Genomic DNA, 19,270 nt, shown 5'->3' with positions numbered 1-19,270 from the left:
ACTATGGCGATCGATAATAACAACCCTTTAGAACAGCAGAACAACCCTGATCGAAATGGCTCAACTGGTGAGGCGACTAATGCAAGTACGCGTCGCCGCAAAAAACCGCGTCGTGATGGCAAAGGCAGCAACACTAAAACCAACAACCCAACTGCCGTAAAATCTGGTAAAAGCAGTCGCCGCGGTGGTAAAGACAGTCAGGCATTATCTACTGCGACTGATCCCAATTTAGTATCTGGTGATGCCGCTGATGATGCGGCAGCTGCAGCGGAAGGTGGTATCAAAGCTGTTGGTAATCAGCGTATTATTCCCTTTATGAAGATAGAAAAGCCAATGGCGCTATTATCTTTATTTATGGTTATCGCTAGTATCATCGCTATCGCTGTCAACGGTTTGAACTTAGGTCTTGATTTTACTGGTGGTGTCTCAGCCGACGTGCGTTATGAACAGCCTGTCGAACAGGTAGCCGTAGTACAGGCCCTAGCAGACGGTGGTTTTGACGACGCTGTTGTACAGTATTTAGGTACTCGTGAGGAGCTACTGGTACGTCTGCCGCCACAGTCAGACAACGTTGACGGTCTAAGCGCAGGTCTCACTCAGGCGTTAGCATTACCTGGTAATACTGCTGATATTAGCAACGTTAATATCATTGGTAGTCAAGTGGGTAATGAAGTGTACTTAAATTCAGTTATGGCGCTAGCATTGGCACTGGCCTGTATGCTGGGCTACGTTGCCTTACGCTTTCAGTTTAAGCTGTCTTTGGGCGCTGTACTGTCTCTGTTTCATGATGCAGTCGTAACTATCGGTGTGTTTGCACTATTTGGCTTCCCGTTCGATTTGACGGTATTGGCAGCTATCTTGGCCTTGATTGGTTATTCATTGAACGATACGATCGTTGTCTATGACCGTATCCGCGAAAACTTCCGCCGTGTTCGTGGCATCTCGCCCAGCCAAACTGTCGACTTATCTTTGACTGAAACCTTACGCCGTACCATTATGACCATTTCGACCGTTTTATTGGTCGTATTGGCCATGTTATTCTTGGGCGGCGATGGACTATACTGGTTCTCAGTGGCGCTATTTATCGGCTTACTTGCTGGTACATACTCATCGACTTACATCGCAAGCTCGATTCCATTACGTATGGGTCTATCGCGTGATGACTTTGTGGTTAAAGTAAAACCAGAGTTCGAAGAAGAAATTGTTACTTTTAATGATCCAAAGATGTTTGAGCAGGACAACGTCTAGTAAGGCAGGTTAGGTAAGTTAGTACGCTGATATAATGTATTATCAATACTGTCTATGACTGCTGAATAAATAGCTATAACGTTTGAATAAGAGCACCTGACTCATGAATGATGAGTCTAGGTGCTTTTGTCTTTATAGCTATTTTGTCTCAGTTATCATATTTATGGCACTACTGTTTTGCTACAGATTAAATAACATATTACTCTCTTTATCACCTCAGTATAAACGAGCTCCCAATGTCAGCCAATTCTTCAACATCTAATGCCATGTTGCCTATTGATACCAGCTACAAGCGTATCATCGCGATTGCCCTGCCTGTGCTATTGGCAAATCTAGCCATGCCACTGCAAAGTGTTATCGATACAGCAATCGTAGGCAATATGAATGATACTGCCAAACTGGCTGGCATGGGTTTAGCAATACAGCTGTTGTCTTTGTTGCTGGTTAGTTTTAACTTTCTGCAGTACGCCTCATCTGGGCTTTCTGCGCAAGCGTTAGGACAGCTGGCTAATAATACTGACCGTACTACAGCAACCTCTGCTACCCCTTTGCTCTCTATTTTGCAGCGTGCGCTGTTATTGGCCTTTATCATTGGCGCCATCTTGCTGCTAGCAAAGCCATGGCTGATTGATTATGGATTACAAGCACTGTCAGCCAACCCCGAAAGTGGTCGCGCGGCAAAAGCCTATTTAGATGTACGCTTTTGGGGCGTGATCGCAGAACTCATGAACTTTGCATTTATTGGATGGTTTGCAGGACAAGGTAAGACACGATATATGCTCTACCAGCAGGGGTTTATTGCCGTACTCAATATCATACTGACCTTATTTTTTGTATTTGTAATGCAGATGGGTTTGGCTGGTGTGGCACTAGGTACCACCATTGCGTTTTGGCTAGGCGTGTTGCTGGCATTATGGCTGAGTCGTCATCACTTAAAAATATCTTGGAGCGCACTTTTTAGAGCTGATAGCCAACATTTCACCAAAGAAAAGATGCTTAGGCTATTTTCTTTAAATAAAGATATTTTTGTACGTACACTTATTTTGACGCTAAGTTTTGCTTGGATTACTCGCCTATCGGCTCAAAGTGGCGACGTCATACTGGCAGCTAACGCGATTTTGTTACAAGTATTAAGTATCTCAGCCTTTGCGCTTGACGGTGTTGCTGTCTCTGCTGAAACCTTGAGCGGACAAGCTGCTGGTCGACGTGACTGGCCACGTTTTCGTTTGATCGTCAAACGCACAGGTGTGGTTAGCTATGCTCTCGCTATCATGTTGAGTGCCATTTGGTGGCTTGCAATGCCCACATACCTAGACTTTATGACCAATATTGATCCAGTATTTGCCCTCGCTTATGAGTACCATTGGTATGCCGTACTGTTGCCTCTTGTCGGCGTGGGTGCCTACTGGTTGGATGGTATATTTTTTGGTTTGACCGCGGGTAATGTCATTCGAAATGCGGCACTGATACTGGCTGTTGTTTTCTTTCCATTGAGTTGGTTACTTTATCAGCAATGGGATATGACTGGTATTTGGCTCAGCGTGTGGTGTTTGTTGCTATTGAGATTGATCATTTTAAGTGGGTTTTTATACCGTGCTCATCTGTCAGGTAGTTATGAGATGCTACAGCCTGAAGCATAGTAGTTATCGACTAAATGCCTGCTTGGTTAGCCACCTTATGCAATGAGTGGTTTATCCTTAGAACGTATAAATCTATGAATTTATAAAAAATTAGCAAGACAAATTTAGGATGTCATGTGAGTACTCATTCAAATGAATTAAGCCGGCAACACAACAGTCGCTACGACTGGGCTGAGGGGTTTAAAAAAAGCTTACCCGTTGCTATGGGGTATCTGCCTGCGGGTATTGCCTTTGGTGTGCTGGCACAAGTTGCCGGTATTCCTATATGGGCAACTATCATGCTCAGCATTGTGTTGTATGCTGGTGCCGCACAATACGCTTGTCTACCCATGCTAAGCGCAGGCTTACCAATCGGTAATATCGCAACCAATATCGCAGCGATAAATTTACGTCACGTATTTTACGGTATGCCGTTATTACAGTATTTACCTCAACACAAACTCACCAAAACGTATTGTTTATTTGCCCTAACTGATGAGACATTTTCGGTGATGACCAGTTTGCCCCATGAGTCACGACGGGCATTGATACTGCCTATTAGCTTATTCAATCAAAGCTGGTGGGTGCTCGCGAGTGCTATTGGCGTGGTCATTGGTAGCACGCTCAGTGATTTAGTACCGCATTTAGATTTTGCGTTGGTTTGTCTGTTTGCAATTTTGGCCTACGAGCAGTTTCAAAGTATCAAGCGTTACTTTCCAATTGGTATTGCCGTGATTGGCCTAATTATCGCCTCGCTATTTACGAGCGATTGGTTGCTATTAGTAGCCATTACTATTTGCATGATCATGATTTTGATACGTGGATTTTGGATACAACGTCAAGAGATAGGAGAACATCATGACCAGTAGTTATCTTATTTTTGCAACACTTGCCATGGCTGCTGTTACCTTCATCACTCGTGCATTGCCAGCACTAATACCTAGAAAAATTTTAGACACACCTTGGCTACATCGATTGAATGAGAGTTTGCCACTATCTGTCATGGTCTTGCTTATCTTGACCAGTCTGTCTTATCAGAATTTACCAGCAGATATCACGTTCAATAACTCTGAGCTCCATTTATTGATGGCTCAAGTTGGTGCGCTTATTTTGGTACTATTTGTTTACCATATTAGCCGTCAACTTTTAGTAAGTATGATCGTTGGTATTGCTGCAATCAATGGTTTGTTTTGGATGCTTAGTCGATTTTTTAGCTAACTGTATGACGTACGCTTATACTACTATCAATATTTTTGATTGTGCTTTACATACAAAAAAGCTGGATTCTACTCAGAATCCAGCTTCTTTTATAACATCATTCCTCAGCGGTATATGACTTAGAGCTCTTCAACACCCATCATATCTACTGGGGTATCGGCCACTATTTGCACACCCTTTTTTCCCGTTTTAGCAGTGTCGTTACGCTGTTCTTGCAAGTGATCAAGATACGCTTCATTGATCTGACCTGTGATATAACAGCCATTGAATACTGCACAATCAAAACCTTCAACGCGGCTATGCTTGGTGTCTTTTACCGCATCGATCAAATCATCCAAATCTTGGAAAATTAAACGATCAGCACCAATGATATCACGCACCTCTTCGACACTATTACCTGAAGCTATTAGCTCACTACGCACTGGCATATCAATACCGTAGACATTTGGGAATTTTACTGGTGGCGCAGCACTCGCAAAAAACACCTTATTTGCACCGGCATCTCGTGCCATTTGGATGATTTCATGACAGGTCGTACCACGAACGATAGAGTCATCAACCAATAGTACATTTTTACCTTTGAACTCTAATGGAACAGCGCTAAGCTTTTGACGCACTGATTTTTTGCGCTGCTGCTGGCCTGGCATGATAAACGTACGACCGATATAGCGGTTTTTCATAAACCCTTCACGATATTTGACGTTCATTTTGAGTGCCAGCTCCATGGCTGACGTACGTGACGTATCTGGAATCGGGATAACCACATCGATATCATGTCCATCGCCCCATTCAGCAAGGATTTTATCTGCCAGTTTTTCACCCATGCGTAAGCGTGACTTGTAAACTGAGATATTGTCCATGATTGAATCTGGGCGAGCAAAGTACACATACTCAAAGATACAAGGCGTGTATTCTTTTTGCTCTACGCACTGATGCGTATGCAGTTTATGGTTCAAGTCGATAAAAATCGCTTCGCCTGGTTTTACATCACGAACGATAGTGAATCCTGACCCTGTTAGCGCTACTGATTCTGAGGCGACCATATACTCGGTACCGCCGTTCTGTGCCATGCGTTTACCAAAGATAAGCGGACGGATACCGTTTGGATCACGGAATGCCAGCAGACCATGACCAGTAATCAAAGCCACAACGCCATAAGCACCCTCACAACGTTTATAAACCGCTTTTACTGCTTCAAAAATATCATCAGCCGTTGGATGAGTCTTGCCAAGATTTTGCATCTCGTGCGCCAGTACATTTAGCAGTACTTCAGAGTCTGAGTCAGTATTTAGATGACGACGATCTTCGATATATAGCGATTTGGCCAAACTCTCAGCATTGGTCAAGTTGCCATTATGTGCAAGCGTAATACCATAGGGTGAGTTGACATAGAAAGGTTGGGCTTCAGCGCTGCTAGAGGTGCCAGCCGTCGGGTAACGAACGTGACCAATACCAAATTTACCAACCAGTTTCATCATATGACGATTCATAAATACGTCACGTACCATGCCATTTTCTTTACGTAGATAGAGTCGCCCATCTTGCAAAGTGACAATACCTGCTGCATCTTGCCCGCGATGCTGTAGCATCGTCAAGCCGTCATAAAGTATCTGATTGACTGGCTCATGAGCTGCAACTCCAATGACTCCACACATAATAGCTATATCCTATTTTGACCCACACATTAGTACGACAATAACGGCAAATGCAACGACAGCATGTTGCTAAAATCACTCACTGTCGTTCGCCGCTAACCTGATGATTTTGTAAGACACTTAACGATAGTTTCTGATAACTTGTTTTTGATGATCCGCGACACGCACAAACATTTAGAAGTATAAAAAGAATGAAAACTTTAGAAAATTACGATTGATTGACTTGATCCCAAGCCATGCCTAACACATCTGAAACCAAGGCTTTGCCCATGGGTGCATAGGGCATGAGTTCAGGGGCAAGTACTGAGGTCTGCCATTGCGGCATCTGCACCAATAGAGGTGCACTGACACTCAAAATGACCAATACCATCAAGACATTTTTGGCAGCACCAAGTACCCCGCCAGCCATTTTGTCAACCACACCTAAGCGTAGGGTTTTTAGTACACCTGAGAACACAAAAGCCACCAAGTGCATGATAGCCAATATTGCAATCACTACCAACAAAAAAGCCAACGCCATTTGTAACACAGGGCTTTGTACGATACCAGACAGTTGAGGCGATACTACGCCTGCTAGGCGAGTTGCGGCAATAAGCGCAATGAACCAACCTACCAAGCCTACTGCTGTTTTGATCAGTCCGACTTGGAACCCACGCCACAAGCCAATCAATACAACGATAGCAATCACAATATCTAGACCGCTCATACTTTGCGCCTCACTATCTGCTTCATGTGATTAGCCTTCCATGGCATCATAATACCCACCGATTGCTTGAATGCACGACTGTACCAGTCCAGGACCTCTATAGATCAGTCCTGTATAGAGCTGCACCATGTCTGCACCCGCTTCGATTTTTTTGACGGCTTTGGCACCACTATCGATACCGCCGACACCGATCAAAGCCACTTTACCATCCAGCTGATCGGAGAACTGCTGCAAAATTTGAGTACTAATATGGCTGACTGGTCGACCTGAAAGACCGCCCATTTGATCGCCATCACGCAAGTCTTCGACACCTACACGGCTCAATGTCGTATTGGTCGCGATCAAACCATCGATTTCAAAATCTAACAACTGCTGTGAGATATAGTCGACTTGCAGAGGCTCTAGATCAGGGGCAACCTTTAATACCAACGGCACATAAAAACCATATTCAGTGGCTAACTGACTGTGACGGTTCTTAATCGTATCCATCAGCTGGGTCAACGCTTCCCCACTTTGCAAGTCACGTAAGTTCTTGGTATTTGGCGATGAGATATTGACTGTGATATATGACGCATGAGGATAAACACGCTCTAGACAATAGACATAATCATCTGCTGCCTGCTCTACTGGCGTATCAGCATTCTTGCCAATATTGATACCGATATTACCCTTGTACTTGCAGCGTTTGACGTTATCAATCAGATAATCAACGCCTTCATTATTAAAACCCATACGGTTGATAATAGCGTCTGCTTGTTTGATTCGAAACAGTCTGGGTTTATCGTTACCCACTTGTGGTCTTGGTGTGACGGTACCTACTTCTATAAAGCCAAATCCAAGCTCAGCTAAGGCATCAATATAGTCACCATTTTTGTCCAGACCTGCGGCAAGACCTACTGGGTTAGAGAATTGTAATCCCATACAGTCTGTGGGCTGCATCGACTGACCATATGCCAAGCCTAAGACGCGCGCCTTATGTGCCTTGTCCAATAAAGACAAAGTCATCTCATGGGCGTGTTCAGGATCCATATTAAACAAAAAAGGACGAAGTAAGGCATAAGACATAATGACGACAGACCCTGCTCAAAAGCAATAGTGAATAAAGAATATGAATAAAATCAAGCGCAGCGATTATATCAGCTTAACAGAAACAAGGGCAAAGTTTCATACGGTAAATTTCCACCCCAAAGTAACTCTTAGCACTCCTAAGCATTTAGTAAATGACGATAATAAGTCACTGCCTGTTCAGTGCATCAACATCAAAAAACACTCAAACCATATTAAAGCACTAAGGTACTGGGCGACCATCAGTCAGAGCAATCCAACCACGAACGATACGATATAGATGCCAGATAAAGGTAAAGGTCATAATCAATAGACCAAATCCAGCCAATAATATGGAACCAATAGCGATATTACCACTATCAGCCAACACACTGACACCAAAGCCGCCCAGTGCAAAGGTGATGATGATAACACCAATGACAAACCAGACAATACTGTACCAGAAGGTTTTGATTTGCCAATCAAAGTGCGTGGCTAGCCATGTGCCATTTGCATCATGACGCTTGGCATAGTTCATCACAATCGGCACAATCCATAGCAAACCAGCCGTAAAATAGCTGATCACATATAAGAAATAAGTAATGTGATTGTAAGTCACTAAAGAACGGTGCTTGTCTTTGCTCATACTGTCACTCATCGTAGGCGATCTTCCTTACCGAGTTTGCTATCTAGATACTTTTTTATGATACGTATTTGTAGGTAGCAGTGGCTAATAAATAATTAATGGTGCCAGTAAAAGGCTTTTCAATGACATTCAATCTAAAATAATACTCAAGCTAAAATGGCACCTAATCTAAGATGTTGGACCCAGCACGCCGTCTTAAGTACTGGCCATCGCTCATCTTAACTGATATATCACGTTTAGCACACCACACTATGAAGTGATAGTGGCTTGCACTTCAATGGATTTGTCCGTTAGGTTTTGCTGCATAGATAACTGCATGAACTGCCAACCTTGCTGCTCAAGCTTACCAAGTGCAGTACTGACAACAGCTTGACTAGGATGCACAAACCTCAACTGCACCGAATCGCCAGCAGCAACGACTTGAGCGTCCGTAATACCTGAATTATTGAGTAGCGCACTGATGCGATTGGCAGGCGGCATGTCAGCCACGCCGTTAGTAGTATTATTAGCATTCAATGCCTTATTATCGATATTACCTGCTTGCGCACGCAACCAAAAATAATCAGACACTTGCTCTTGGTAATTACTTTTGCTGGTTTTTGCGGCTTGATGAATACTATAACCACCATAACCGCCGATAAACAACAGCAGAAACACGGACAATACGGCTAACGCTAGCTGGTCACGTGGTGGCAGAGCCTGCCAGCGTGTGACCAGCATGTTTTGATAAGTGCCAATCCGATCTGAGAGTGCATGCGTTGTAGTATTGGGTGTAGAGGCAGCTGCACTACGTTTGGTACGGCGCTGTAATCGTTTCATATTTTAACCTTTATTACCGATACCTAGATGAGTTATGACGCTGCCACATTGTCTGTTGTACCACTCCCTTCCACTATATTTACAGTGATCTGACCACTGAACTGGCCTTGCTCATTACTATTCACTTGTGCAAGCTTAGCACTCAATCCCTGTGCAACCAGTGTGCTCGTAAACTGATCTAGACTGCCGCGATCAGGTGCAATAAGCGTAAAACTGAGTGTTGATGGTTGCATGACTAATGATTGCGCGCGTAGCGAGGACTGTTTGATCAAAGGTGATATCTTTGATAGTGCGGCTATATGCGACTCGGGTGCTTGGCTGTCGCTCATCAGCTTGGGTTGCAGTTGTACTTGGAGTTTGGTACGTGTACTGAGTGGCTCATCAGCGAACCAAGATTGATACTGCGCCGCGATTTCGGTCTTGGTTGCAGCAGTGGCCTCGTTGTACTTGTACCACTGTACGCCATCGGTTGCCATCTGTAGCACCAAGGCCGCTAGCGCAACCATCATTGCCACTCGCAGATAAGGTGATAGCTGCGAGTCAGTTGATTTAATAAAAAAGTTAAGAGCATGACGTTCAGGAGAGTCAATGGGTTTAGGTATACTCGGTAGCGTCGTCAATAACAATTGAGCATCAGCGATAAGCGCTGTTGTTTGTGCGATGGCGCTGGTTGTCGCTGGCATCATCTGGGTATCTTTTGTACCCGTAACAGCAGTCTCGTTAGATTCTATAGCCGTATTTGAACCATCATTTATCAACTGATTGTCTACGAGACTCGGAGTTTCAATGGACGATAGCATCATCACTTCACTTAAGTGCGGAAAACGCTCCAATATCAGTGGTAAATAGCTGATAGCCATCCCTTGGCGCACTGACTGACGCAATAGCATGGTCTGCTCATCTTGGTACAGTGTCACTTGCTGACCTGCTCCCTCCTCTGGCGGCGGCAACAGTAAAAAATCAGGAAGTAAGGCAACGATGTTCATACCAATAAGCTGAGCACTTTGCTGCCAGGACTCAATATCGCTTTGCGCCAGTGCATACAGTTGCGTAGTATCAGCATGACCTAACTGGCGAATAGCCAATTGCTCAACAGGTGTGAGCGAGGTCTCTTCAAACAGATACTGCTTACCGCTGATACCCAGTTGCTTGAGCTGAGTAGCACTAAGCTCGGTATCTACCTGCAGTGCATAGCTCGAGGGAAAATATAGGCAAAGTGACTTTTGGCTATTGGATTTATAATGGCTATAGACAGTTTGCAGCTGCTGCCAGCTGTCAACCAATTGCCACTGCTGTACCTCTTCATGCCAGACAGCTAACGGACTATGCTGCGCTCGTAACCAAACGTGTAACACTAAACGTGTCCTCAATTATTGATGCAATTGTAACCATACGTTCATGAGGCAGAACCCCAAAGGCATCTGCTAAATGTTCAAATGTCCAAATTTTTTAGTAAGGCTGATCAGGCACAAACCGATCCACTTCTGTTGCCATACCTGTCATCACAAACTCCATCTCAAACACTCTAGCTTCTGCCAAAGAGAATGACTCAGGAGACTCACCGGTAAGCAGCCCCGCTATATAAGCAACAATCGACATATGGCAAACCACTACCAGACACTCCGCGTCAATATTAGCGATATCTATTAGCGCCTGACGAGCATTATCAGAAGGCGTGATGTTGGATTGGATAGATGATGGTGTTTTTGGCGCTCGCAACTGAAATGCAGACAGTGTCTGTTGCGCGCGTTCATAAGGACTGACTATGAAACGATCTGGGCTATAATGAGTGGTCACGTACTCCGCCGTTTGCACTGCTTGCTGCCGACCAAAATCAGTCAACTGGCGCGCACTATCTGGACGCGTCTCATCTTCTGCTTGACCATGACGTACTAATATAATTTTCATAACCTTCCTTGGTGCATGTGGCGGCAGTGTATTTTACCTAATAGTACTTTGCCTAAATGATAGGTCTTACTTGCTATCAGCATCGCTATCGTTGGCATTGTCTGTAGCACTGTTTTTCATATGAGCGGTCAGCGCGGCATTGCTATGGTCATGAGCCATCACAAACTCAACATCACTACGGAATCCTGCTTCCATCAAATGTAGTGCCACGCCTAGTGCTGCCTTATCTTCATAAATCACGGCATAGAGTGCATGGGTAATGGGCATATAAATGCCCGCTTTAGTGGCCTTTTCGTGAACCTGCTGAATCGTATTGACCCCTTCAGCAGTTTGACCGAGCTTTTTGACAGCGGCGTCAATACTCATGCCACGACCGAGCATATTGCCGATACGGTAGTTGCGGCTCAATTCCGAGCTACAAGTAGCATATAAATCCCCGACTCCCGACAGACCTAAGAAAGTGAGCGGATTTGCTCCTTCTTCGACACCGAAGCGACTCATTTCTGCCAGCGCACGGGTCAGTATCATTGCCTTGGTATTCTCGCCTACTTCATAAGCAGCTGCCATCCCCATAGCAATGGCGTAGATGTTTTTGAGTGCGCCGCCAAGCTCAACGCCGCGTATATCATCACTAGCAAACACTCTAAAAAACGCACTATGCAGCGCAGCTTGTACGGCATGGCGTAATGGTTCCGACTCACTTGCTATGACTGTAGCAGATGGCATGTTTTTCATGATTTCTATAGCCAGATTTGGCCCTGACATGACACCAAAGTTCACCTCAGGCAGCACTTCTTTGATGATGTCGCTCATCATCGCAAAAGTGTCTTTCTCCATGCCTTTTGTCAATGAGACAATAGACTGTCCACTGATAAATGGCGCGATACTCTTGAGGGTCTCGCGAAAGGCCAAGCCCGGTACAGCAATAAAGATGATATCTTTGTCTTTGACACTTGCCGCCAAATCATGGCTGTATTTTAGACGATCATCAAGCTTGTAGCCCGGTAGATATTTTTTGTTGGTCTGGGTTTTTGCCATTGCTTTGACAGTACGTTTATTACGTACCCATAGCGTGGTATCACAGCCATTACGTGCGGCCAAATTTGCCATTGCCGTACCAAAGCTACCACCACCCAAAAATGCCAAACGCAGCTTGGTAGGATTACTATGAATATCTGCCATATCCTTTGCAACTGCAGACGCAACTGGACTCGGTATTGATTTCTTACGACCGATGCCTGACTTACTTGCACGCTCTAAGATACCTGCCAGCATACCGTTTTGTTTGTCAGACGTATTGTTGCTCGTCTCATCATTAGCGCTGCTATTGTCTTTGTTGCTATTGTTAGGGCTTGTCATGTTCTTTTATCCGTGTTGACTGACTTATTATCAATAGAATCTATCTTACCCCTGATATCTTAGATACACAGGTTGACTGTCTATTTTGGCAATACTATTACCAAGAAATCCTATAGGGTCAAATCATGACTCGAAGCGTACTAACGGTTCGATATCGATAGGTTTGCGGGCAGACTCATCTTTGGGGCTTGTGCCAGTATAAACAAAAGCGGTCACATAATCATCTGGCCCTACGCCAAAATAGGCTTTTACTGCCGGCTCGTTACATAGTAGTCCAGTACGCCACACTGTACTAAACCCTTGGGCTTTTAACGCCAATATAAGGTTTTGCACCGCAGCGCCAGCACTAAGCATTTGCTCAAATGGTGGGACTTTTTTATGGGCTTGCATTTGAGTAACCACAGTTATAATCACTGGTGCACGAAGTGGCATAGTGTGGGTTTTTTTGATGGTCTTCTCAGACACCTCTTCACCATCTTGTAATGCCTTTGCTTTGACGGCTTTAACCAGAGCATTGCCAAGCTCATGTCGCGCGTCACCTTGCGTCACAATAAATCGCCATGGGCGCAATTTTTTGTGATCTGGTGCTGTTGCTGCGCATTCAATAGCAGACTCAATCTGGTCACGCGTCGGTGCTGGTGTATCTAGATTACCCATACTGCGTCTTGAATTGATCCAACCTATTATCTCATCACTGGTAGATGACATATCACTTCCTGATACATTTTTCACAGACAGCTTATTGTCTAGAGTTTCTTCATTTGTCGTAGTCATTTTTTATCCTTATTTATTATTATCTATTTTTACTGATTGTTTGTAATATTTATCACTGACTGCCTAATTCTTATTACTCAGCAGTTCTAAAGAATAAATCTTTAACAGTACTTTTAGAAGCAGTGAGCATGGAGCATCAGCAGTACAGTTTTGAGGATAACTATGCGGCATCCTCGACACGGTGCTCCATACGTAGGTAGTCTTCTGATTGCATCTCAAGCAAGCGCGAGCGAGTACGCTCAATCTCAAACGCCAGCTTTTCTCCCTGATATAAGTCCAAAATCGATTGTTCTGCCCTTACCAATAGTTTTACACGGCGGTCGTAAAACTCGTCAACAAGGTAGATAAAGCGGCGCGTTGGATCACGCAGATCATCATCTAAGGCGGGTACTGAGTCGACCAATACCGTACTGAACTGTTTGGCAAGCTCAATAAAATCAGATGCTGAGCGCGGTGCCATGCACAGATGGCGGAAATCACAAAATAGAATATCGTCAGTACGCGCATTGACTTTTACTTCGCGACCATTAATAGTAATAGGATCATTACTGATTTTTTGGTTATCAGACAGACTGGCAAAACGGTTGGCTAACCAGTGATGGTTGGCCTTGGTCATTGGCGACTCATATAGCTCCGCTTGCTGAAGCACTCGCAGACGGTAATCAATACCAGAGTCAATATTCATCACTTTTGTATGGCTTTCAACTTCTGCAATGGCTGGCAAAAAACGGTCACGGTGCAGGCCATCTTTGTATAGTCCAGCGGGTTCAATGTTTGATGTGGCGACCAAGGTAATACCACGATTAAACAGCATGGTGAACAAATCACCTAAAATCATAGCATCGGAGACGTTAGACACAAAAAACTCATCGAAACAGATGATGACCGCTTCTTCATAAATAATATCGGCGACCTTTTCGAGTGGGTTGCTTTCACCTTGGAGTTTATTCAACTCTTGATGGACGCGCTGCATAAAATGATGAAAATGCAGGCGCATTTTGCGCTCAATGGTCAATGAATCATAGAACATGTCCATCATCCACGTTTTACCGCGTCCTACACCGCCCCACATATATAGCCCAGTTGGTGCGACCGGCTTAGACTTCAAAAACCCAAAAAAACCTTTCTTTTGCGGCGCACTATTGATGAGCTGATGGTATATCTCATCAAGAGAACTCATGGCCTGAAACTGCTGCTCATCACGGGTAAACTCATCTGTACTGACGGCTTTCTCGTAACGTTGCAATGGAGATAAACTCATAATACGACTCATCGTTGGATTCAATAAATATCAAAATTAAATAACAAAACAGTGGGATAGCCAAGCATCTGACAAGAAACACTACCCGTCAACACACTTCACATCAAGGTACTTCACTCAAAAGTATTGGCTGTGAGATGTACTACAAAAAGCCTCTTCAAAGACAAAGCTGTGAAATAACGGCCTTTGAAGAACAATTATAAAGCCAAAGCTAGCCGTCATGCCTAAAGCTATGGGCTTCTAATAATTTTTTGAGCTCTGACAAGCGTCCATGGAAAAAGTGTCCAGCACCATCGACGACGCTAACCTCAAGCCCTAGACGATCTGCAAATGCTTGCATATTGTCAGGTTCAATCACTTCATCAGCATTGCCATAAATCTCAAAGGTTTTGTCAGCGGGTAGATCAATGTCACTACTGTCGTTTTTTTCGACTGATGGTGCAATAAGGGCAATTTTTGAAACTTCAAAATCACTCACTCCCCATATATGCGGGGCTTCAAGCACTTGCTCAGCCACACGGGCTGTGACATATCCACCAAAAGAAAAACCACCAAGCCATAGTTTACGGGCATTGGTTTGCTCGGCGATCCATTGTAGCACGGTCATTGCATCGACGACTTCACCTTCCGCGTAATCGTGCTCACCTGTCGACTGTCCCACCCCGCGAAAATTAAAGCGCACCACATGCATGCCATTATCACGAGCAAAGCGATACATAGTCGTGACTACTTTGTTATTCATCGTACCGTCAAACAGGGGATTAGGATGACACAGTAGCGCCACGGTATCGGTGTTTGGGTCATTCGGATTGTCTTGTTGCCATAGTGCGTCGACCTCGAGCACACCAGCAGGAGCAGGAATCAATTGCATAGTATTACTTTTTAATAAAAAATGAATGGCTCAATTATGCTAGATATGATTTATATTTCAAGTGATTTGCTGTGTATGGTCGTGTCTTGTTTTGTTTTAAACGAATGAAAGTTATTTTTAGCCTTGGGATTTAGGCTTTAGACCTCACTCATTTCACTAAACGCACTTATGGCAGTGTCTCTTCGCAATATTGCTGCAATACAACACACCATAAGCGTCTAGACATTTAATATATCGTTAGGTTACATTCATAGAGCTTTACTTATAATCATGATGTTTTTTTTGTAACCTCAGGAATCATTTATGAATACTTTTAATAAAACCGCCAGTCTAGGTGCGTGCTTCGCGGCTATACTGACATTGAGTGCGTGTCAAAGCACACCATCATCGCCTGTGATTCAACGTGCCAATTCCATTTATGAGACTACTGGTATCAGCGATACCAAAGTAAAGGCGCAACAGAATGCCATAGATAGTGCGCAAAAAACCTGTCGTAGCAAGCAAGTGATTATCGTAGAAGATAGCGTGCAATATAACGGTATCTTGAATGAGCGTACTGGTCGCATGGTTGGACAAATGGGTGCAGTCGTTGGCTCTATCTTTGGTACAGGCACACCTAACTTGTCGCGTGATGATGACTATGAATACACTATTAGTTTCCGTTGCCAATAAGCCAACAACCTACTTTATACGATAGCCACCTTAAGGATGGTAGATTTACGAGTCATCTGCTGATATCACAGACAATCTGATGCCAATCAAATAGCCAACAAGCTTCGATGTCGATAATATATCGCTCAAAGCGTGTTGGCTTCGCTTTTTGTACACGCCCTTTTGGGTTAAACTGTTCATATTCTACTTGTCACTACCTCATCAGTCTTTGTATTTCAATCATCTTCGGTCTCATATCATGCGCAAACCCAATCTTTCAAATATCAAACCCGCCAAAGTATTAGCGCCTGCTAAAGATTTGGCAACATTGGAAGCAGAACTCGCTGAGCAAGAAGACCATTTAGAAGATACCGTCCTACGCCTGAGCGACTATTTATCGGCGGTTGAAATGGTCATCAAGCAAACCTTTGATCACCGTGTCTGGGTCAAGGCGGAAATCCGCAATTTATCAAGTAAGGGTGGTCACTATTACTTTGAGTTGGCAGAAAAAGACGACGAGGGCAAAGTAATTGCCAGTTGCCGCGGTAATCTATGGCGTTTTAAAGCGTCTCGTGTGTTGGCTAAGTTTGAGCGCGCAACAGGCATGCCCCTTGAGCGTGACTTGACTGTCCTACTCAAAGTATCGGCAGGTTTCCATGCCCAATATGGCTTTTCTATCACCATTGAAGATATTGATCCTAGCTATACGCTAGGTGACTTAGCACGGCAATATGCAGAGATGGTTGATCGCTTGACAGGCGAAGGCCTACTGCATCTTAACCAACAGCTTCCGACTCCTTTTGATATCGAGCATGTACTGGTCATCGCACCCGAAAAGGCTGCTGGATTGGGCGACTTTCAAGCCGATGCAAATCGCTTAGCGAATACAGGCGCTTGTCAGTTCCACTATCATCATGCGACCTTTCAGGGCAATCACGCGCCCGCCGAGATACGACAAGCGATTGTTAGCGCCCAACAGGCGTTTTATGATACTTACCAGCACCTACCAGACTTGTTAGTCATTATTCGTGGCGGCGGTGCAGTTGGTGATTTGGCTTATCTGAATGATTATGAGTTGGCAGCGTTGGTTGCTGAGCTACCTATTCCTGTCTGGGTCGGTATCGGTCATGAGCGGGACCGCGTGATTTTAGATGAAGTTGCGCACACAAGCTTCGATACGCCTTCCAAAGTCATTGCTGCTATCTATAACCATTTAGCGCAGCTCGTCTCTCAGACGCTACAATATCAAGCGCAAATTAAGCAAGCCGCTCAGCGCCAATTGAATACTGCCGAGCAACAAACCACGCGCCAGTTGAGCCAAATACAATCGAAAACTATCGGACAGCTCACCGCTCTACAAAAAGACAGTGATTACGCATGGCGTAGTATTCAACAAAGTGCCCAGCGCCAAGTGAAGCAAGCCGCTAGATTGACGGCTGAGCGGTACATACAGACACAAAACTTAGCGCATCAGCAGCTCACAAAAGCCGCTACTCGTAGTAAAAATTACCAAGAGTCCATCATGCAAAACGCGCAACAACAAGTGATACAAGCGAAGCGCGATAGTGAACATCTGCGAGACATTGTATTATTACATCGACCCTCTCGCGTGCTCAAGCAAGGCTATACCATGCTTATGGATAAGAAAGGCAAACAAACACTCACTAGCAGCGCTCAACTGCACCCTGAGCAAACAGTCAATATCATTCTAAAAGATGGTAGCGCAACAGCACAGATTATAGATATCACTATGGATAAAGAAGTAACAGAAACCTCAGGCACTTTGACTTAACAAAATAATAATATCTAAAGAACACTCGTCTACTTACCTTTAAACATTAGGAAATTTTATGACCACCCCTACTCGCAGACGCAAAAAAGCCACCCCAAAAACTTTTAAGGCGGCCTACGATATTTTGAAAACCAATGCAGCCGAACTACAGCAACAAGACGAGCCTGACATCGATAACCTGATGACCACAGTTGAAGAGTCTATCGCCGCTTATCGCGTGTGCGAGACTCGCATCAATGCGGTTCAACAAGCATTGGATGCCGCCTTTGCTGAAGAAAATCCTACTAGCGACTCCAAGCATAATCAGGCTGATAGTTAGACAACAGAGTGTTTTTCTGGCTTATTCTGGCTCATCTACCTCAAACACTTGACGAAGATAGGCAAGATACGTGTCGTTATTGATCATGGTCTTGCCTGGGCTATCAGACAGTTTAGCGACTGGTTGGCCGTTACACTCTACCAGTTTTAGTACGATATTGATCGGTGTAATCCCCATATCATTGGTCAAGTTAGTACCAATGCCAAAGCTGGTTCTGATACGATGTTTAAAGTATTGATGCAGCTCCCACGCTTTTTCTAAATCCAGCCCGTCACTAAAGGTCAAAATCTTGGTCTTTGGGTCTATTTTTAGCTTCTCATAATGAGCAACTGCTTTATCGCCCCAAATATAGGGGTCGCCACTATCGTGGCGTAGCCCATCAAAGAGCTTGGCAAAATATAAGTCAAAATCACGCAGGAACGCATCCATTCCGACCACGTCGGTTAAGGCAATGCCTAAGTCGCCACGATACTCATGTACCCATGCTTCAAGTGCGGCCTTTTGTGAGTCACGCAGACGCACATCCAATGCCTGAAATGCCTGCATGAACTCATGTGCCATCGTCCCTATTGGCGTCATTCCAAGCTGCTTTGCCAAATATACATTAGAGGTACCGCTCACGATCTTTGGTTCAGCGTTGTATAACGTCTCCACCACATGCGCTTGCCAGCGTTTACTAAATCGTCGACGCGTGCCAAAATCAGCCACAATAAATGGCGGTGTATCGACACCATTGTTTGCTTGCTCTACCGCATATTGGTGCAGTAGCGTGACCTTTTCATCGAGGCGGCGCTGCCCTTCTTCAATCACGCTATCATTCGATAGTGCATTAAAATATAGCTCATTGACGATAGCGAGCACAAATACTTCAAAGAACATCGCTTGAATCATCGGTCCTTCGATATCGATAGATAAGCGCCCTTTTTCATCGGTACTGACCGTAATAAAACGGCGCTTTAGCTTAAATAATTCAAGATAATCGACGAAGTCTGAACGCATAAAACGCAAACTGCGCAGGTAATCCAACTCATCTGGTAAAAAACGCAGCTCACATAAGCTGTCTAGTTGCTGCTCTAAGTCTTTTTGGATATCAGCCAATGGATAGGCCGTGTCTTTATTATTGCGGCAGCGAAAACGATAAACCCCATGTGTCTGAGGGAACTGATGCAGCATCGCTTGCAGCATGGTAAATTTGTACAAGTCATTATCAAGCAGTGAGGTAATGATCGGGGTATAGGTAGCAGTCATGCTATGGCCTTAGAAGTGCAAAATGAGAAACAAGCGTCACTGAATAGACCAAGCGACATTGTATCTGAGATATAAACTGTATTTAAGATATAGACTGTATTTGAACTATAAATAGTATCTAAATAATAAACG

19 protein-coding genes are annotated in these 19,270 nt (G+C 44.4%); 7 read left to right on the top strand and 12 right to left on the bottom strand.

Features of this window, described 5'->3' with window-relative positions; all coding sequences use genetic code 11:
* Positions 1 to 3: 3 nt before the first annotated feature.
* From secF to NJD71_RS02160, 4 genes are all read left to right on the top strand, one after another.
* Positions 4 to 1,248, top strand: a complete 1,245-nt coding sequence (gene secF / locus NJD71_RS02175; protein WP_319050285.1) for a protein translocase subunit SecF — start codon at positions 4 to 6, stop codon at positions 1,246 to 1,248.
* Between the two features lie 236 nt (positions 1,249 to 1,484).
* Complete coding sequence (locus tag NJD71_RS02170; protein WP_319050284.1) at positions 1,485 to 2,888, top strand: MATE family efflux transporter; 1,404 nt, start codon at positions 1,485 to 1,487, stop codon at positions 2,886 to 2,888.
* 116 nt (positions 2,889 to 3,004) lie between these two features.
* Positions 3,005 to 3,736 carry an AzlC family ABC transporter permease gene (locus NJD71_RS02165; protein ID WP_319050283.1) on the top strand — a complete coding sequence of 244 codons (732 nt, stop codon included), beginning with the start codon at positions 3,005 to 3,007 and terminating at the stop codon, positions 3,734 to 3,736.
* On the top strand, positions 3,726 to 4,085 hold the full coding sequence (locus tag NJD71_RS02160) for an AzlD domain-containing protein (protein ID WP_319050282.1): 360 nt from the start codon (positions 3,726 to 3,728) through the stop codon (positions 4,083 to 4,085). Before NJD71_RS02165 ends, NJD71_RS02160 begins: the two co-directional genes overlap by 11 nt.
* 119 nt (positions 4,086 to 4,204) lie before the next feature.
* On the opposite strand, the gene purF is transcribed toward NJD71_RS02160, so the two are convergent.
* From purF to NJD71_RS02105, 11 genes are all read right to left on the bottom strand, one after another.
* Positions 4,205 to 5,740: an amidophosphoribosyltransferase gene (gene purF, locus NJD71_RS02155; protein WP_319050281.1), complete on the bottom strand. Its 1,536-nt coding sequence runs from the start codon at positions 5,738 to 5,740 to the stop codon at positions 4,205 to 4,207.
* A gap of 208 nt (positions 5,741 to 5,948) precedes the next feature.
* On the bottom strand, positions 5,949 to 6,446 hold the full coding sequence (locus NJD71_RS02150) for a CvpA family protein (RefSeq protein WP_319050280.1): 498 nt from the start codon (positions 6,444 to 6,446) through the stop codon (positions 5,949 to 5,951).
* A 30-nt stretch (positions 6,447 to 6,476) separates the two neighbouring features.
* Positions 6,477 to 7,511: a quinone-dependent dihydroorotate dehydrogenase gene (locus NJD71_RS02145; protein WP_319050279.1), complete on the bottom strand. Its 1,035-nt coding sequence runs from the start codon at positions 7,509 to 7,511 to the stop codon at positions 6,477 to 6,479.
* Positions 7,512 to 7,734: 223 nt separating this feature from the next.
* On the bottom strand, positions 7,735 to 8,148 hold the full coding sequence (locus NJD71_RS02140; RefSeq protein WP_319050278.1) for a DUF4870 family protein: 414 nt from the start codon (positions 8,146 to 8,148) through the stop codon (positions 7,735 to 7,737).
* A 237-nt stretch (positions 8,149 to 8,385) separates the two neighbouring features.
* Positions 8,386 to 8,955 (bottom strand): type II secretion system protein GspM, encoded by a 570-nt coding sequence (gene gspM, locus NJD71_RS02135; RefSeq protein ID WP_319050277.1) that lies wholly within the window; start codon positions 8,953 to 8,955, stop codon positions 8,386 to 8,388.
* A gap of 32 nt (positions 8,956 to 8,987) precedes the next feature.
* Complete coding sequence (gspL, locus tag NJD71_RS02130; RefSeq protein ID WP_319050276.1) at positions 8,988 to 10,310, bottom strand: type II secretion system protein GspL; 1,323 nt, start codon at positions 10,308 to 10,310, stop codon at positions 8,988 to 8,990.
* A gap of 94 nt (positions 10,311 to 10,404) precedes the next feature.
* Entirely contained in the window at positions 10,405 to 10,863 is a 459-nt protein-coding gene (locus NJD71_RS02125; protein WP_319050275.1) for a SixA phosphatase family protein, read from the bottom strand.
* A gap of 66 nt (positions 10,864 to 10,929) precedes the next feature.
* On the bottom strand, positions 10,930 to 12,222 hold the full coding sequence (locus NJD71_RS02120) for an NAD(P)H-dependent glycerol-3-phosphate dehydrogenase (protein ID WP_319050274.1): 1,293 nt from the start codon (positions 12,220 to 12,222) through the stop codon (positions 10,930 to 10,932).
* Between the two features lie 123 nt (positions 12,223 to 12,345).
* Positions 12,346 to 12,930, bottom strand: coding sequence for a nitroreductase family protein (locus NJD71_RS02115; protein WP_319050434.1), 585 nt, complete (start codon positions 12,928 to 12,930; stop codon positions 12,346 to 12,348).
* Between the two features lie 226 nt (positions 12,931 to 13,156).
* On the bottom strand, positions 13,157 to 14,257 hold the full coding sequence (gene zapE / locus NJD71_RS02110) for a cell division protein ZapE (protein WP_319050273.1): 1,101 nt from the start codon (positions 14,255 to 14,257) through the stop codon (positions 13,157 to 13,159).
* Between the two features lie 211 nt (positions 14,258 to 14,468).
* Complete coding sequence (locus NJD71_RS02105) at positions 14,469 to 15,128, bottom strand: alpha/beta hydrolase (protein ID WP_319050272.1); 660 nt, start codon at positions 15,126 to 15,128, stop codon at positions 14,469 to 14,471.
* A gap of 303 nt (positions 15,129 to 15,431) precedes the next feature.
* On the opposite strand from NJD71_RS02105, the gene NJD71_RS02100 reads away from it, so the two are divergent.
* From NJD71_RS02100 to xseB, 3 genes are all read left to right on the top strand, one after another.
* Positions 15,432 to 15,800, top strand: a complete 369-nt coding sequence (locus NJD71_RS02100) for a hypothetical protein (RefSeq protein ID WP_319050271.1) — start codon at positions 15,432 to 15,434, stop codon at positions 15,798 to 15,800.
* Between the two features lie 238 nt (positions 15,801 to 16,038).
* Entirely contained in the window at positions 16,039 to 17,571 is a 1,533-nt protein-coding gene (gene xseA, locus NJD71_RS02095) for an exodeoxyribonuclease VII large subunit (protein ID WP_319050270.1), read from the top strand.
* A 58-nt stretch (positions 17,572 to 17,629) separates the two neighbouring features.
* Complete coding sequence (gene xseB / locus NJD71_RS02090) at positions 17,630 to 17,890, top strand: exodeoxyribonuclease VII small subunit (protein WP_319050269.1); 261 nt, start codon at positions 17,630 to 17,632, stop codon at positions 17,888 to 17,890.
* A 21-nt stretch (positions 17,891 to 17,911) separates the two neighbouring features.
* Here the strand turns inward: xseB and pncB are convergent, their stop codons facing one another.
* Positions 17,912 to 19,138, bottom strand: coding sequence for a nicotinate phosphoribosyltransferase (pncB, locus tag NJD71_RS02085; protein ID WP_319050268.1), 1,227 nt, complete (start codon positions 19,136 to 19,138; stop codon positions 17,912 to 17,914).
* Between the last annotated feature and the right edge of the window lie 132 nt (positions 19,139 to 19,270).

The organism is Psychrobacter sp. PP-21, from assembly GCF_033790785.1.
Lineage (GTDB): Bacteria > Pseudomonadota > Gammaproteobacteria > Pseudomonadales > Moraxellaceae > Psychrobacter.
This window is presented reverse-complemented; position numbering and strand designations above follow the sequence as displayed.

Excerpts from the sequence above, each read along its gene's own strand:
- pncB (WP_319050268.1), bottom strand. The coding sequence starts at position 19,138 with ATGACTGCTACCTATACCCCGATCATTACCTCACTGCTTGATAATGAC.
- NJD71_RS02105 (WP_319050272.1), bottom strand. The coding sequence starts at position 15,128 with ATGCAATTGATTCCTGCTCCTGCTGGTGTGCTCGAGGTCGACGCACTA.
- xseA (WP_319050270.1), top strand. The coding sequence starts at position 16,039 with ATGCGCAAACCCAATCTTTCAAATATCAAACCCGCCAAAGTATTAGCG.
- NJD71_RS02115 (WP_319050434.1), bottom strand. The coding sequence starts at position 12,930 with ATGTCATCTACCAGTGATGAGATAATAGGTTGGATCAATTCAAGACGC.
- NJD71_RS02125 (WP_319050275.1), bottom strand. The coding sequence starts at position 10,863 with ATGAAAATTATATTAGTACGTCATGGTCAAGCAGAAGATGAGACGCGT.
- NJD71_RS02120 (WP_319050274.1), bottom strand. The coding sequence starts at position 12,222 with ATGACAAGCCCTAACAATAGCAACAAAGACAATAGCAGCGCTAATGAT.
- NJD71_RS02170 (WP_319050284.1), top strand. The coding sequence starts at position 1,485 with ATGTCAGCCAATTCTTCAACATCTAATGCCATGTTGCCTATTGATACC.
- NJD71_RS02140 (WP_319050278.1), bottom strand. The coding sequence starts at position 8,148 with ATGAGTGACAGTATGAGCAAAGACAAGCACCGTTCTTTAGTGACTTAC.
- purF (WP_319050281.1), bottom strand. The coding sequence starts at position 5,740 with ATGTGTGGAGTCATTGGAGTTGCAGCTCATGAGCCAGTCAATCAGATA.
- NJD71_RS02150 (WP_319050280.1), bottom strand. The coding sequence starts at position 6,446 with ATGAGCGGTCTAGATATTGTGATTGCTATCGTTGTATTGATTGGCTTG.
- secF (WP_319050285.1), top strand. The coding sequence starts at position 4 with ATGGCGATCGATAATAACAACCCTTTAGAACAGCAGAACAACCCTGAT.
- NJD71_RS02160 (WP_319050282.1), top strand. The coding sequence starts at position 3,726 with ATGACCAGTAGTTATCTTATTTTTGCAACACTTGCCATGGCTGCTGTT.
- gspM (WP_319050277.1), bottom strand. The coding sequence starts at position 8,955 with ATGAAACGATTACAGCGCCGTACCAAACGTAGTGCAGCTGCCTCTACA.
- NJD71_RS02145 (WP_319050279.1), bottom strand. The coding sequence starts at position 7,511 with ATGTCTTATGCCTTACTTCGTCCTTTTTTGTTTAATATGGATCCTGAA.
- xseB (WP_319050269.1), top strand. The coding sequence starts at position 17,630 with ATGACCACCCCTACTCGCAGACGCAAAAAAGCCACCCCAAAAACTTTT.
- NJD71_RS02100 (WP_319050271.1), top strand. The coding sequence starts at position 15,432 with ATGAATACTTTTAATAAAACCGCCAGTCTAGGTGCGTGCTTCGCGGCT.
- zapE (WP_319050273.1), bottom strand. The coding sequence starts at position 14,257 with ATGAGTTTATCTCCATTGCAACGTTACGAGAAAGCCGTCAGTACAGAT.